This is a genomic window from Mesorhizobium terrae (genome assembly GCF_008727715.1).
GTDB classification, from domain to species: domain Bacteria; phylum Pseudomonadota; class Alphaproteobacteria; order Rhizobiales; family Rhizobiaceae; genus Mesorhizobium; species Mesorhizobium terrae.
In genome coordinates, this window is record NZ_CP044218.1 from 2,332,138 (window position 1) to 2,346,979 (window position 14,842).

Sequence of the window (14,842 nt, forward strand, 5' to 3'; positions counted from 1 at the left end):
GCTCGCTGGGGAGGCGGGAGCCGTGCAGCAATCCGCTGGGAAAGTCTTTTGCCTTCCCGGTACAAACATGCCGCAATCGCGCGAAAATCATTGGCCGTTGCGGTGCGGGTGGGCACCTGAAGGTAACCGCACCTATTTTTACCACTGTCTAATAAGCAACTTTCATGTAAAAACCGCGCGCCGCCGATCACGGTAATTTGAACAAGGCGATGCGCATCCCCATATCCAGCGCGCCGACCGGCGACGCGGCGGGGGTTCACGCTCATACCGGAAGACGATGATGCCGAAAATCAGGTTTCATAAGGTTGCTGCCATTGTGGTGCTCGTCGGCTTCGCCGCCTGGGTGGCCACGGGGCATTTCTCATCCGTTGGCAGCGCGTCGAACGCCGACCAGCCAAAGGCCGGGACCGATGCGAAAGCGAAGTCTGGCCCGACCGAGCAGAAAGTCTCGCTGCGCATCGTCAAGGTGGTGACGCCGCCGCGCAGCGAACATGCGCGCGCTATCCGCGTTTCCGGTATCACCGAAGCCGATAAGCGCGCGGTGCTCGCGACCCGTGTCGCCGGTATTATCGGCGAATTGCCGGTGAAGCAGGGCGACCGCGTCAAGATCGGCGATGTCGTGCTGAAGCTCCACGCCGAGGAGAAGGTTTCCGCCGTCGAGAACGCCCGGCAGTTGAAGGGGCAGCGCCAGGCGGAGCTGGATGCGGCCGAGCGGCTGGCCAAGACCGGCAATCTGGCCAAGCTCCAGCTGGACAGCGCCCGCTCGGCGCTGGCATTGGCGACATCGCTGCTCGACGCCGCTGAAATGGAACTGGCACGCAAGGAAGTGAAGGCGCCATTCGATGGCGTCATCGACCGTATTCCGGTCCAGCTCGGCAGCGCCGTGCCGCTTGGCGGCGAGGTGGCGACGATCCTCAGCCTCGATCCGGTGATCGCCCGCGGCGAAGTCAGCGAGCGCGACCTTGGCTATCTCAAGATCGGCGACAAGGCCAATGTGCGCCTGGTCAGCGGCCAGGTCGCGGAAGGGACCGTGCGCTACATCAGCCGCGATGCCTCAACCGCCACCCGTACCTTCCGTGTCGAGATCGCCATCCCGAATGGCGATGGCGCGATCCCTGCTGGCATGACGGCCGAGATCACGCTTGCGGCCAAGCCGACCGATGCGATCGTGCTGCCGCGCTCGGTGGTGACGCTGAGCAACAAGGGCGACCTCGGCATCCGCGCCGTCGGCAAGGACAACAAGGTCGCCTTCTTCCCGATCGATCTGGTCGACGACATGCCGAACGGCCTGGTGCTCGGCGGCATTCCTGCCGATGCGCGGGTCATTGTCGCTGGCCAGGAGCTGGTTGCCGAAGGCGATGTCGTGCAGCCAGTCGAAGCCGATCTGCAGGAAATCAAGAAGCTGGTCGGCGGCGATGCCGCCTCCGGTGCGCTCTAGTCGCTTTTATCCGGGCCGATCGGTCCTCATCCACTTACGGGATCTGACCCCATGGATATCGTCACGCTTGCCATCAAGAATGCGCGGCTGACCATTTCGGTGCTGGTGTTCCTGCTGCTCGCAGGCGCCATTGCCTATATGTCGGTGCCCAAGGAAGCCGAACCGGACGTTCCGATTCCGATGATGTATGTTTCCCTGGTCTATCAGGGCATCTCGCCGGAAGATTCCGAGCGGCTGCTGCTGAGACCCGTCGAGACCAAGCTCAAAAGCCTGAAGGGCCTGAAGGAAATGCGTTCGGCCGCATTCCAGGGCGGTGGCTATGTGCTGGTCGAGTTCGATCCCTCGACCGATCTGTCCCAGGCGCTGCAGGACACGCGCTCCAAGGTGCAGGATGCCAAAGCCGATCTGCCGCAGGCGGCGGAGGAGCCGACGGTCAACGAGGTCAATATTTCCGAATTCCCGGTGCTGGTCGTTACTCTCTCCGGCCATGTGCCCGAGCGTGTGCTGACCGCCGCCGCGCGCGAATTGCGCGACCGCATCGAGGAAGTTCCGGGCGTGCTGGAAGGCACGCTGCAAGGCGCGCGCAAGGACCTCGTCGAAGTCGTCGTCGATCCGGTCAAGCTTTCCTCATACGGGTTGCAGCTTGATCAACTGATGCAGGGCGTCGGCGCGTCCAACAGCCTGGTCGCGGCCGGCAATATCGAGGGCGCGGAAGGCAAATACGCGGTCAAGGTGCCATCGCTCATCGAGACACCGGAAGACGTCGCCAACCTGCCGGTGGTGGCGCGGCCGAACGCCGTGGTGCAGGCGAAGGATGTCGCGACCATCCGCTCCACTTTCAAGGACGCCGAAACCATCACCCGGCTGGACGGCAAGCCGGCCATCGCCATCGAAGTGAAGAAGCGCATCGGCGCCAACATCGTCGAGACGATCGAGGGCGCGAAGAAGGTCGCCGACGAGTTCGTCAAGGTCGCACCGCCGGGCATGGAAGTCACCTACACGCAGGACAAGTCCGTCTTCGTGAAGCAGCTTCTCAACGATCTGCAGAACCACGTGATGATCGCCGTCATCCTGGTCTTCATCGTCATCCTCTACGCGCTGTCGGGACGCGCCTCGCTGCTCATCGGTCTGGCCATCCCGTCATCGTTCCTGATCGGTATCCTGCTACTTGCCATGATGGGCTACACGATCAACATGATCGTGCTGTTCAGCCTGATCCTGGCCGTCGGCATGCTGGTGGACGATGCCATCATCGTCACCGAATTCGCCGAGCGGCGCATGACGGAAGGCATGCCGAAGGAAGAAGCCTTCGCGCTTGCCGCCAAGCGCATGGCCGGTCCGGTCATCGCGGCTACCATGACGCGTATCGCCGCCTTCTCGCCGCTCTTGTTCTGGCCGGGCATCATCGGCGACTTCATGAAATACCTGCCGATCACGCTGATCGTCACGCTGGCGGCCTCGATGCTTTATGCGCTGGTGTTCACGCCGACGCTCGGCGCCATATTCGCCAAGGCCGAATTGCACAGCGAGGAAGAGCGCAAGGACGGCGCCTATATGGCGCTGGTGCGCAAGGCCGTGCAGTACCCGAAGACGGTGCTGATGCTGACGGTCGTGCTCCTGGTCGGCGTGCAGGTCGCTTATTCCAAATACGGCGCCGGCGTCGAATTCTTCCCGAATGTCGAGCCGGACTACGGCCTTCTCTATGTGCATGCGCGCGGCAACCTCTCATTGGCCGAGATGGACGCGGCGACGCGCATTGCCGAAAACAAGCTGGTTGGCTGGCCGGGGATCAAATCGGTCTATACCCGTGTCGGCAAGACTCAAGGCGGCGGCGCCGACATTCCCGAAGACGTCGTCGGCGTCATCCAGTATGAGTTCGTCGACTGGCGCGAGCGCAAGTCGGCCAATCAGATCCTGCACGAATTGCGCGAAGTTATGGCCGGCATTCCTGGCGTCGACGTGGAAGTGCGCGTGCCGGAAGCCGGCCCGCCAACCGGCAAGGCTATTCAGGTGCGTATTTCGGCCGCCGATCCGGCTGGCATCGAGAAAGTGGCGCGCGACGTCGCCGCCCGCGTCGCCAAAGTGCCGCATGTCATCGACGTGTCGGATGGCCTGCCGCCGCCCGGCATCGACTGGGCGCTGGAGGTCGACCGCAGCAAGGCGGCGCAATACGGCGTCAATCCGACCTCGGTTGGCACCGTCGTGCAACTCGTTACCAACGGGCTGAAGCTCAGCGAATACCGCCCGGCCGGTGCCGACGATGCCGTCGACATCCGCCTGCGGCTGCCGGAAGATCGGCGCACGCTGTCGACGCTGGACGAACTGCGCGTGCAGACCAGCCAGGGTTCGGTGCCGATCTCGAATTTCGTCGTCCGCAAGCCGGAGCCGCGCGTCGGCACGCTGCACCGCATCGACAGCGCCCGCACCGTGGTGGTGCAGGCCAACGTTGCCGCCGGAGGGCAAGTGGCGGCCGTGCAGGCCGAGGTGACCAAGGCGATTGCCGACATGGGCCTGCCTTCGCACTTCCGCTGGAAGCTCGCCGGTTCTAACAAGGACAGCGCGGAAGCCAGTTCCTTCCTGTCGAAGGCGTTCGGCGCGGCGATCTTCCTGATCTTCCTGGTGCTGCTGGCGCAGTTCAACAAGTTCACCTCGGTGTTGCTGGTGCTCTCCTGCGTGATCATGGCGACGATCGGCGTGTTCCTCGGGCTTATGATGACCGGTCAGGCTTTCGGCATCGTCATGTCCGGCATCGGCGTGATCGCGCTGGCCGGGGTCGTGGTGAACAACAATATCGTGCTGATCGACACTTACGACCGACTGCGCGAAGAGGGCTGGGACAAGACCGAGGCGGTGCTGCAGACCTGCCGCGAACGCGCCCGCCCGGTGGTGCTGACGGCGGTGTCGGCGATCCTCGGCGTGCTGCCCATCGCCTTCGGCCTCGGTCTTGAAATCTTCCACCATGAGACGACGATCAACGCGCCGTCGACGCAGTGGTGGATTTCGCTGTCCTCGGCCATCGTCTTCGGCCTGTCTTTCGCTACGCTTCTGACGCTGGTGGTGACGCCGGCCATGCTGATGGTGTTCACCCGCGCCAAGCGCAAGCCCGGCCAGCGCGGCTGGCTCGGTCGCCTGTTCAGGCGCCGCGAGGCCGCGTCGAATGACGACGTGGCCGGTGCCGACGCGGTTGGCGCGCTGCGCAAAGCGGCCGAATAAACGGCAAGAAGTCAGACGAACAAAAGGCCGCCCGTTTTCCCGGGCGGCCTTTTTTGCTTGGCGCGTTGTTCGCGCCGGGCGGTCAGGCGGCTTCGGCGTGCGAGGCGACGCTGGCCACCGGGATGCCAAGGTCGGTCAGGGCTTCGGCAACGGAGCGGTCGAGCGGCGTGTGCGGGATCGATCCGATCAGCTTTTCCAGCCTGCCGGAGACCAGCCGATGCGGCTCGAAGCGCAGATAGGACATCGACACGAGTGCCTTCCACATCGGCACGAACGGCGCGCCAACCCTCAACACCCACCAGGGCATGGCGGCCATGCTGAGCTTGCGGCCGACTGCCTTTTCCATCGCCGCCTTCATGTCCATGTCGGTGACGGCATGGCCGGGGAAGTGAAGCGTCTCATAGGTGCCGAGCCGGTCGAGATTGTCGGCAAGCGCGACGAAGGTGGCGGCGAGGTCGGGCAAATAGGCCCATTCATGCACGATGTCGGTCGGGCCGGCGGCCGTGTAGACGCCCTTCTGAACTTTCGAGGCCATCACCATGTCGAACCATGAGCCGGTTCCGGTGCCGCCGAAGAAATCGCCGGCGCGCAACTGGATGGTACGCAGGCGGCCAGCTTCGGCCTCAGTGCGCAGCATGTCTTCCAGCTCAACGCGAATGCGTCCCTTCTCGGTCGTCGGCCGGATCGGCGCGTCCTCGGTGATGAATTCGGGGATAGGCGAGCCGTAATTGTAGACGTTGCCCGGGAACAGCAGCACCGCGCCATTGGCCTCGCAGGCGGCGACAACATTCCTGGCCATCGGCAGCACGCTGCTCCAGTCGGAATAGATTGGATTGAGGCCGTGGAAGACGATATCGACGCCCTGGGTGGCGCGAATCAGCGCGTTGCGGTCGAGTGCGTCCGCGGCGACGGCCTCGGCGCCGGCGAGGTCCGCCGGCAGCTTGCCGCTGCGGGTGATGGCGCGGACATCATATCCTGCCTCGACGAAAGCCTTGCCGACAGCGCGGCCGAGGCGTCCATTGGCACCGAGGATTGCGATCGTGGTCATTGAATGTCTCCGTGTTCGGGTTTCGATGGCCCTATTTTCTCTTTTCGCGGGCGAATGAAAATTGACGTAATTCGGCGTTCTGATATTCATTTTTGAATATGCAGGATATGGACTGGAACCTCATCAAGAGTTTCGTGGCGGTGGCCGAGACCGGCAGCCTGTCGGCCGCGGCGCGCAAGCTTGCCGCCAGCCAGCCGACGCTTGGCCGCCACATCACGGAACTGGAGCAGGCGCTCGGCGTCACGCTGTTCCGGCGCGGGCGGCGCGGCTATCAGCTCACCGAGGCCGGTATAGTGCTCTATGAGCGCGGTCAGGCGGTGGCCGAGCGGGCAACCGCCTTTTCATTGCTGGCACTGGGTTCGGTCGAGGCGATCGAAGGCACGGTGCGTATCGCGGCCAGCGAGGTCGTCGCGGCTCATGTGCTGCCGGAAATCACCGCCAGGCTCGGCCTGGAGGAACCCGGCATCGAGATCGAGGTTGTCGCATCCAACCAGGTTGAGAATCTTTTGCGGCGGGATGCCGACATCGCCATCCGCATGGTGCGGCCAGCGCAGAACGAACTGGTCGCGCGCAAGGTGACCGACATCCCGCTGTGCGCTTGCGCGGCAACGTCCTACCTGGCGCGACGAGGCAGGCCACAGACGACAGCCGACATCGTCGATCACGATATCGTCGGCTTCGACCGCGACGACAGCATCATCCGCGGTTTCGCCGCCTTCGGCGTCACCCTGGAGCGCAGTGCCTTCCGCTTCCGCTGCGACAACCAGATCGTCTATTGGAAGGCGGTGCGTGCCGGCAACGGCATCGGCTTCACCCAGCGGCCGCTGGCCAACAGGGAGCCGTTTGTCGAGACCTTGCTGCCGGAGCTCGCCCTGCCGCCGCTGCCGGTGTGGCTGGCCATGCACCGCGACGTGCGCGGTTCGCTGCGCATCCGTCGCGTCGCCGACTTCCTCCATGAGGCATTGAAGGCCTATTCCGCCGGCTGAGCCGCGAAATCGGCGGCATGCGCCAGGTTCGACATCAGGAAGACGATGGCGAGGAAGCCGGACAAGACCATGAACACGGCGGTGAAGCCGACATGTTCGGCGGCGAAGCCGATCAGGGACGGCGCCAGGAGGATGCCGGAGTAACCCATGGTTGTGACCACGCTCATGCCGGTTCCCGACGCCATGCCAGGCTGATTGCCGCCGGCCGAGAAGGCGATCGGCACCATGTTGGCGATGCCGAGCCCGGCGACGGCGAAGGCGGCGATGACCAGCCAGGGCCAGGGCGACAAAGCCGCCACGAACATGCCGGAGGAGGCGATCAGCGAAGACACGCGCAGCGTCGTCACTGCGCCGAAGCGGTTGCGCACGCCGTCGCCGGCAAAGCGCATCAGGGCCATGGCGCCGGAGAACAGCGCGTAAGCAAGGCCGGCGGTGGCGAGATCGGCACCGAGTTCCTGTTTCAGATAAAGGGCTGCCCAATCGAGCACGGCGCCTTCCGGGATCATGGTGATCAGCGCCATCAGGCCGATGAGATAGATGGCGGGTGTCTTCGGCAGCGAGAATTTATGGTGTTCCTGCGCCATCGGTCGCGGATCGGTGACCAGATAACGCGCGGCGATGGCGAGCAGCAGAATGGCGACGACGGTGACGATGATCGCGTGGGTCAAGTGGCCGTAGTGCTGGATGGCGAAGCCGCCGATACTGCCGCCGGCAAAGCCGCCCAGGCTCCAGAAGCCGTGCGACGAGGACATGACCGCGCGCGATAGCCGCCGCTCGACCGAGACCGCGTTGGCGTTCATGGCAACGTCCATGCCGCCGATCAGGCCGCCGAACAGGAACATGGCTATCGCCGCCGTCGGCACGTTGGTGGCCAATGCCACGATCAGCAGCCCGAACACGCAGACACTGGCAAAACCGCGCAGAACCGCGCGCGAGCCGTATCTCGACATCAGGTAGCCGGACAGAGGCATGAAGGTGAGCGCGCCGAGGCCAAACAGCAGGATAAGCAGGCCGAGCGTCACCTTGCTGATGTCGAGTCTGGTCAGGAAGACCGGAATCTGCGGTGCCCAACTGCCGGTGAGAAAGCCGTTGATGGAGAACATCGCAGCCACCGCCCAGCGGCCGCGGACGGCGTCTTGCATGGAAATGGCTGCGGGCATGGCTCGGTCCGACTGAAATTGAAACGATTCAATCGCTAGATCGTTTCGTTTTTTTCGTCAAGTCCCGCGATGAAATTGGGCTTGGTCCAGGAATAGAAACGGGGCGGGGCCGCGAAGCTGATATTCGCGTCCGCGGGTGCCCCCGTCGTCGGCGTCAATGATCCTTCGGGCGATTGGTCGCGAAGGCGGCTTTCTGGGCGTCGGAAGCTTCGGTCTGGTGCTGGGCTTGCCATTCGGCGTAGGGCATGCCGTAGACGATCTCGCGCGACTGGTCCTTGGAAAGAGGAACGCCTTTGGCCTCGGCGGCCTCGCGGTACCAGTTGGACAGGCAGTTGCGGCAGAAGCCGGCAAGGTTCATCAGGTCGATATTCTGGACGTCTGTGCGCTCGCGCAGATGTTCGAGCAGTCGGCGGAAGGCTGCCGCTTCGAAGTCGCGTTTCTGTTCGTCGCTGAGGTCGTTCATCGTGGTGTCCTCGTCTTGGCGCGTCACAGCGGCCCGGTGCGCGAGCCGAACATCCTCACCGCCTGTATATCGGGTTGGCGGTTGACCACTTCAACGATCGGGGCCAGCCGCTCCGCCCAGGCGAGTGCGCCTTTCTGGTCGGCGATCAGGTCCTGGCGGATTTCGATGAGCGCATGGGCGAAGCCGTTGACGATAGCGTGCCGGAACATGGTGTCACCGCGCAGGGCGCCGTCATAGGGTTCGTTATCGCCGACCACGAGATCCTTGTCGGCCGCCAGCGCCTCGATGATCGGGCGCGGCGCGCGGTCGTCCAGGTCCCACAGGATGCCGGCATGCCAAGGACGCGTTCGGCCCTGCATAACGGGCGTGAAGGAATGGATGGAGAGGATGAACGGCGCCCGACCCGACGCCTCGGCCACCGAGGCGATCATAGCGGCGACGGCGTCGTGATAGGGGCGGTAGAAGCGCTCCAGCCGTCGCGCGCGCTCCTCGGCCGACATCGGATAGTTGCCGGGCACCACGGTGCCGTCATAAAGCTGGCGGATCAGCGTCGGGTCGTCCTCGCCACGGTTGGGATCGATCAGGAGCCGCGAGAAATTGGCGAGTATCGCCGGCGCGTTGACGAGAGCAGCCAGTTCGCGCGTCACCGCCTCGACGCCGATATCATAGGCGATGTGGCGTTCGAACTCCGCGGCTGGCAACCCAAGCGCGCCATATTCTTCCGGTAGATCGCGCCGCGCGTGGTCGGCCACCAGCACGATGCCGCGGCTACGGTCACCTTCTATCAGGTCGAACGGCGCAAAAACTGTGGATCGGGTCATGGCAGAGAGAAATCAAACGGTGGCGTTGCGGAGGAGGATGGTAGCGTGATCCCACGAAGCGGAAGTCCGCGCAATGCCGTTGTTTGGTCAAGGTTTTTGCGAAAAACTTTCCACGTCCGGCATGGCATGGGCCGGCTTGCCAATTAAATCGATTGGATTCACAGTGGGGGGCGCGTTGACATGCGCCCGGACATCTTCGAAAAGGGCGCCTGATCATGCAAGTTTCAATCAACCAGGGGGCACGAATGGCATCCGCCGGCCGGCAGCGTACGCGAAAGGGCCTCGCCCTCTTGCTGCCGCTGCTCGTGCTTCTCGCGGCGCCGCTGGTGATGGCATCCGAGGCCAGGGCCGATTTCAGGGTGTGCAACGCCACCCAGAACCTCGTCGGCGTCGGCATCGGCTATCGCGCCAAATCGGGCTGGATCACCGAAGGCTGGTGGCACATCGAAGGCTCGACCTGCAAGACGCTGATCGAGGGGCCGCTGTCATCGAGGTTTTATTATCTCTATGCAGAAGATGCCGAGCGCGGCGGCCGTTGGGATGGTCCGATCTCGATGTGCGTGGCCGAGAAGGAATTCAAGATCGCCGGCGTAACCGATTGCGTCGCCCGGGGCTTCCAACGCGCCGGATTCCAGGAATACGACACGGGCGAGCAGGCCAGCTGGATGGTCCAGTTGACCGAGCAGCCCACCACGGAGGGCGCGCCCGCCACTCCGGCAAGCAACGGTCAAAACAGTCAATGAGACGCAGCCGCAAGGTCAAGATCCTAGCCACCATCGGTCCGGCCTCCTCCGATGAGGCCATGCTGAAAAAGCTCTTCGAGGCAGGTGCGGATGTGTTCCGCATCAATATGAGCCATTCCGATCATGACCTGATGCGCACGCTCGTTGCTCGCGTCCGCTCGGTCGAGGCCGCAGTCGGTCGCCCGATCGGTATCCTGGCCGATCTACAGGGGCCGAAGTTGCGCGTCGGCAAATTCGCCAATGGCAAGGAAGAATTGACCGTCGGCCAGACCTTCACGCTGGACGACAATCCGGAGCTTGGCGACGCGACCCGGGTCCACCTGCCGCATCCCGAGATCCTGCGCTCCGTCGAGGTCGGCCACCGGCTGTTGATCGATGACGGCAAGGTCGAGCTGAAGGCGGTCAAGACCGACGGCCGTTCCATCGTCACCACGGTGGTGGTCGGCACCAAGATTTCCGACAAGAAGGGCGTGTCGTTGCCCGATACGGACTTGCCGGTCGGCGCGCTGACCGAGAAGGACCGCAGGGATCTCGACGCGGTGCTCGCCGCCGGCGTCGATTGGGTGGCGCTGTCCTTCATCCAGCGGCCGGAAGACCTGGCGGAAGCCCGCAAGATCGCGCGCGGCCGGGCGTTGCTGCTCTCCAAGATCGAGAAGCCGCAGGCCGTGGCGCGACTGGCAGAGATCATCGAATTGTCCGATGCGCTGATGGTGGCGCGCGGCGATCTCGGCGTCGAGATGCCGCTCGAAGCGGTGCCCGGCATCCAGAAGCAGATCACACGCGCGGCGCGGCGTGCCGGCAAGCCGGTCGTGGTGGCCACCCAGATGCTGGAATCGATGATTTCCGCGCCGGTGCCGACCCGCGCCGAGGTGTCCGACGTGGCGACCGCCGTGTTCGAAGGCGCGGACGCCATCATGCTTTCGGCCGAATCCGCCGCCGGTGCCTATCCGGTCGAAGCGGTGGCAACGATGAACCGCATCGCCGAACGCGTCGAGCGCGATCCGACCTATGCCGGCATCATCAATGCCCAGCGCTCGGAACCGGAAGCGACCGGTGCCGACGCCATTTCGCTGGCGGCGCGCGAGATCGCCGAAACGTTGAAACTGTCGGCGATCGTCACCTACACCGCATCCGGCACCACCGGCCTGCGCGCGGCGCGCGAGCGGCCGCAGGTGCCGATCATCGCGTTGTCGCCGATCCTGGCCACGGCGCGGCGGTTGTCGCTTTTGTGGGGCACGCATTGCGTGGTCTCGGAAGACGCCACCGATCTCGACGACATGGTCGAACGCGCCTGCCGCATCGCTTCGGAACAGGGTTTCGGCAAGGCGGGCGACCGCATCATCGTCACCGCCGGCGTGCCGCTGCGGACACCGGGTTCCACGAACATGCTGCGGATCGCCTATCTGGGTGCCGACGGGCAGAAGTGAGCGCTTGGTGAGCGGGCAATAATAAAGGGGCAGATTCTGCCCCGGCCCGCTTCGTCCTTACTATTCGCTAGTTCCTAGCGCCTCTCCCTCATATCGCTTCTCCAGCTAGGTCCTCGGACAGTTTCGACACCTGGTCCTGAGCGTTACGCAACATCGGATAGACGTCGAGCACCTTCTGCCAGGCGTCCAGCGCGGACTGCTTGCGGCCGGTCTCGGTCATGATCTGCGCCATGCCCGACAAGGCGCCGAAATGGCGCGGTTCGAGTTCCAGCGTCTTCTCGATGTCGGCCATCGACTTGGCGTAGTTCTTCATCAGGAAATGCGCTGTGGCGCGGCGGTTCCAACCCTCGGCATATTTGGGATCGAGTGTCACCACCTGGTCGAGAAAATCGAGGGCTACGTCGAATTTCTGATCCTCGATCGCCTTCTGCGACCATTGCATCATCAGGTCGATCGAGGCGCTGCCGGAGCGGTTCCATTCGGCCCAGATGCGGCCGGCGATGCGCTCGGCCGCCTTCGGATTGCGCTCATGCTTGAGATCGGAGAACAGCCGGTCGAGCCGCTGTTCGCGCGTCTGCGGCGCAGCGGTCTCCGTGGTGCTGTCGGCGGCAATGGCCGGCAGAACAGGAATCGAAAGAGAAAGCGCCGTGCAAACGGCGAAAAAAATCCGCATTCCCGGACTCTATCTCCGGGATGCCGGACGTCAAACTGAATCTGGTTTCGACATCAATGCGGCGCGCCTTGTTACAGGCGCGCTGGCAGGATCAGCCCTGACGCGCCTTGTAGCGCGGGGCAGTCTTGTTGATGATGTAGATGCGGCCCTTGCGACGAACCAGCTGGTTGTCCCGGTGACGCGCCTTGAGCGCCTTGAGCGAATTCTTGATCTTCATGGTCTTGCCCGTCGGTCTTAGCCCGGTTCCGGGCCTAATTTTTAAGGCGCGCCCGAAGACGCGCCCTGTCGGATCGGCTCAATACCGGGGTGCCCGGCTTATGTCAACCTTCGGCGCGTGCGTAAGCGACGATCAGTTGGCAAATGGACGGATGCGGGTGAAATGCCCCATCTTGCGACCGGGCCGCGCTTCTTCCTTGCCATAGAGGTGCAGCATGAGGCCGGGCTCGGCGAGCAAAGCCGGCACCTCGGCAACGTCGTCTCCGATCAGGTTTTGCATCACGCAATCGGAATGGCGCCCGGCATCGCCCAGCGGCTGGCCGGCAACGGCGCGGATATGCTGCTCGAACTGCGAAACCGTGCAGGCGGCCTCCGTCCAATGGCCGGAATTGTGCACGCGCGGCGCGATCTCGTTGGCCAGCAGTCCTCCGTCGGGCAGGACGAAGAACTCAATGCCGATCACGCCGACATAATCGAGCGCGCTGACGATGGCCATGGAGGCCTGCTTGGCCGCGTCGGCCGTGGCGACGGAGACGGAAGCAGGGACCGTCGAAGTGTGCAGAATGCCGTTACGGTGCACGTTTCGCGCCGGATCGAACACGACCAGAGAGCCGTCGAGACCGCGCGCGGCGATCATGGAAATCTCGAACTCGAAGGAAACCAGCGATTCCAGGATGAGCGGCACCCCACCCATGACCGCATAGAGGCCCTCGACCGGTTCGCCGCCGCGCAAAACGCGCTGGCCCTTGCCGTCATAGCCGAGGCGGCGGGTCTTCAGCACGCCGCTGCCGCCGAAGTCGGCCAGGGCCGCGGCAAGATCGGCATCGCTGTCGACAGCGTGGAAGGCGGCCGTGGCAACGCCGATGCCGTTCAGGAATTCCTTCTCGACGACGCGGTCCTGCGCCACCTGCAGCGCGCGCGCCGGCGGCCGCACCGGCCGGGTGGCGGCCAGCGCCTCGGCGGCGGTGACCGGCACATTCTCGAATTCATAGGTGATAACCGCGCAGGAGGCCGCAAGTTCGGCCAGCGCGGCGGCATCGTCATAGGCGGCGACGATCTGGCGATTGGCGACCTGGGCGGCCGGGCAATCCGGCTGCGGCTCGAGGATGATGGTGCGGTAGCCAAGCCGGGCCGCGGCCATCGCCAGCATGCGGCCGAGCTGGCCGCCGCCGATGATGCCGATGGCGGCGCCTACGGGAAGCGCTGCGCTCACGGCTGGTCCACCGGCACGACAGCGACCCTGGCGGTTTGGCCAGCACGCCAGCCGTCGAGCCGTTCGGCCAGGGCGGTGTCGTTGAGGGCAAGCACGGCTGCCGCGAGCAGCGCCGCGTTGGCGGCACCGGCCTTGCCGATGGCCAGGGTGCCGACCGGGATGCCCGCCGGCATCTGGACGATGGACAAAAGCGAGTCCTGGCCGGACAGCGCCTTCGATTCCACCGGCACGCCGAACACCGGCAGCGGGGTCATGGCGGCCGTCATGCCGGGCAGGTGGGCAGCACCGCCGGCGCCGGCGATGATCACCTTGAATCCGGCGGCCTTGGCGCCCTTAGCGAAATCATAGAGCCGGTCCGGAGTGCGATGGGCCGAAACGATCAGCGCCTTGTGCGGGATCTCCAGCACCTCCAATATCTCGGCGGCGTGACGCATGGTCGCCCAGTCGGACTGGCTGCCCATGATGATGGCGACTTCGGCTTTGTGCTGGGCCAAATTGCTCTCCCCGGCGGCAAAGTGGCGAGGTAGCCGAATTTGCCTTGCGGAGCAAGGATCGCGGTCGTTCTTCGGCGCGCTTCGTGCCTTATCCGCGGCGGAAAACTAACCGCGAACGTAGCAGGGATATTCGCTGCGCTGCCTGGAGGCGCGTTCCGGATCGATTTCGATGACCTGAAGCGGGTCTGACGGGTTAGTTACGGCCAGAAGGGCGCCATCCGGGGCGAAAGCAAAACCGGTGCCGCCAAAGACAGTGCCGTTCCGAGAACGGCCCACCCGGTTGGAGCTCACCACATAGCCTCCCGACACGATCGCAGCCATCTTACCTGCGGTGAGCCAGTTTTCCGTCGCCGTGCCCGCCGCGCGCGGGATGGCGATGAGGGAGGCGCCCTGACGTCCGTAGCTGCGCGCATGTTCGTTGAACATCGCGTCGGTGCACAACATCACACCAACGGTCAGGCCACCAACCGCGCTGGCTGTAAAGCCGTCGCTGCCGGGAACATACCAGCTGGCCTCGTACCAGCCGGGCTCTTCGGGAAAATAGTGCTTTCGATGAACTGGCCGGACAACGCTGTTCTCGATCGCCACGGCTTCGTTGACGAGCAAGCCTTCCGCTCGTACAGGTCTTGACGAAAGTATGGCCGGGATACCCAACCCGGCGAGGGCTTCGAGCCCCTTTTCGTGTGCGTCGATGCTTTGTTGGGAATGCTCGGCATCAAAAGCCGGTTGCTCGGCAATCCAGTGTCCGAATGGAAGTTCGTTGGTGATCAGGATATCCGGCCGTGCAGCGATGAGCCGGTCGGCGATGCCATCCCATTCCGCGCTATTTGCCTCAAGTGCCTCCGGCCATTCCACAAAAGCAACACGCATCTTGTTCTCACAATGGCGGATCGAGTGTTGACTGGCGGGGTCTGTCGTCGCGCAGACCGGATTCCGAAAAAAACGCC

General features: G+C 64.2%; 14 protein-coding genes. 5 read left to right on the forward strand and 9 right to left on the reverse strand.

The genetic code is table 11. From position 1 onward, the window contains the following. The first annotated feature begins 280 nt into the window (after nucleotides 1-280). Nucleotides 281-1,438, forward strand: a complete 1,158-nt coding sequence (locus FZF13_RS12620) for an efflux RND transporter periplasmic adaptor subunit (protein ID WP_024922792.1) — start codon at nucleotides 281-283, stop codon at nucleotides 1,436-1,438. Between the two features lie 51 nt (nucleotides 1,439-1,489). Continuing rightward, nucleotides 1,490-4,651: an efflux RND transporter permease subunit gene (locus FZF13_RS12625; protein ID WP_024922791.1), complete on the forward strand. Its 3,162-nt coding sequence runs from the start codon at nucleotides 1,490-1,492 to the stop codon at nucleotides 4,649-4,651. An 82-nt stretch (nucleotides 4,652-4,733) separates the two neighbouring features. Here the strand turns inward: FZF13_RS12625 and FZF13_RS12630 are convergent, their stop codons facing one another. Then, the gene (locus FZF13_RS12630; protein WP_024922790.1) at nucleotides 4,734-5,699 is read right to left on the reverse strand and encodes an NAD-dependent epimerase/dehydratase family protein; all 966 of its coding nucleotides are present in this window, start codon (nucleotides 5,697-5,699) and stop codon (nucleotides 4,734-4,736) included. 98 nt (nucleotides 5,700-5,797) lie between these two features. Here FZF13_RS12630 and FZF13_RS12635 point away from each other — a divergent pair, with 98 nt between their 5' ends. Further along, entirely contained in the window at nucleotides 5,798-6,685 is an 888-nt protein-coding gene (locus FZF13_RS12635; RefSeq protein ID WP_024922789.1) for a LysR family transcriptional regulator, read from the forward strand. Here the strand turns inward: FZF13_RS12635 and FZF13_RS12640 are convergent. From FZF13_RS12640 to FZF13_RS12650, 3 genes are all read right to left on the reverse strand, one after another. Continuing rightward, entirely contained in the window at nucleotides 6,670-7,845 is a 1,176-nt protein-coding gene (locus FZF13_RS12640; RefSeq protein ID WP_024922788.1) for an MFS transporter, read from the reverse strand. The genes FZF13_RS12635 and FZF13_RS12640 overlap by 16 nt on opposite strands. Nucleotides 7,846-7,999: 154 nt before the next feature. Further along, the gene (locus FZF13_RS12645) at nucleotides 8,000-8,308 is read right to left on the reverse strand and encodes a DUF1244 domain-containing protein (protein ID WP_024922787.1); all 309 of its coding nucleotides are present in this window, start codon (nucleotides 8,306-8,308) and stop codon (nucleotides 8,000-8,002) included. A gap of 23 nt (nucleotides 8,309-8,331) precedes the next feature. Next, entirely contained in the window at nucleotides 8,332-9,129 is a 798-nt protein-coding gene (locus FZF13_RS12650) for an N-formylglutamate amidohydrolase (RefSeq protein ID WP_024922786.1), read from the reverse strand. Nucleotides 9,130-9,374: 245 nt separating this feature from the next. Here FZF13_RS12650 and FZF13_RS12655 point away from each other — a divergent pair, with 245 nt between their 5' ends. Together FZF13_RS12655 and pyk are read left to right on the forward strand one after the other, a co-directional pair. After that, a complete protein-coding gene (locus tag FZF13_RS12655) occupies nucleotides 9,375-9,872 on the forward strand; it encodes a DUF1036 domain-containing protein (RefSeq protein WP_024922785.1) in 498 nt (165 codons plus the stop codon). After that, nucleotides 9,869-11,299: a pyruvate kinase gene (gene pyk, locus FZF13_RS12660; RefSeq protein WP_024922784.1), complete on the forward strand. Its 1,431-nt coding sequence runs from the start codon at nucleotides 9,869-9,871 to the stop codon at nucleotides 11,297-11,299. The genes FZF13_RS12655 and pyk overlap by 4 nt, the downstream gene beginning before the upstream one ends. 88 nt (nucleotides 11,300-11,387) lie before the next feature. On the opposite strand, the gene FZF13_RS12665 is transcribed toward pyk, so the two are convergent. The 5 genes from FZF13_RS12665 to FZF13_RS12685 form a co-directional block, all read right to left on the reverse strand. Continuing rightward, nucleotides 11,388-11,972 carry a tetratricopeptide repeat protein gene (locus FZF13_RS12665; protein ID WP_024922783.1) on the reverse strand — a complete coding sequence of 195 codons (585 nt, stop codon included), beginning with the start codon at nucleotides 11,970-11,972 and terminating at the stop codon, nucleotides 11,388-11,390. Nucleotides 11,973-12,063: 91 nt separating this feature from the next. Then, on the reverse strand, nucleotides 12,064-12,189 hold the full coding sequence (gene ykgO / locus FZF13_RS12670) for a type B 50S ribosomal protein L36 (RefSeq protein WP_006203764.1): 126 nt from the start codon (nucleotides 12,187-12,189) through the stop codon (nucleotides 12,064-12,066). A gap of 132 nt (nucleotides 12,190-12,321) precedes the next feature. Next, complete coding sequence (locus FZF13_RS12675; protein ID WP_051504822.1) at nucleotides 12,322-13,338, reverse strand: 5-(carboxyamino)imidazole ribonucleotide synthase; 1,017 nt, start codon at nucleotides 13,336-13,338, stop codon at nucleotides 12,322-12,324. Nucleotides 13,339-13,397: 59 nt separating this feature from the next. Beyond that, on the reverse strand, nucleotides 13,398-13,862 hold the full coding sequence (gene purE / locus FZF13_RS12680) for a 5-(carboxyamino)imidazole ribonucleotide mutase (RefSeq protein WP_036254602.1): 465 nt from the start codon (nucleotides 13,860-13,862) through the stop codon (nucleotides 13,398-13,400). 138 nt (nucleotides 13,863-14,000) lie between these two features. Continuing rightward, nucleotides 14,001-14,765 (reverse strand): carbon-nitrogen hydrolase family protein, encoded by a 765-nt coding sequence (locus FZF13_RS12685; RefSeq protein ID WP_024922780.1) that lies wholly within the window; start codon nucleotides 14,763-14,765, stop codon nucleotides 14,001-14,003. Between the last annotated feature and the right edge of the window lie 77 nt (nucleotides 14,766-14,842).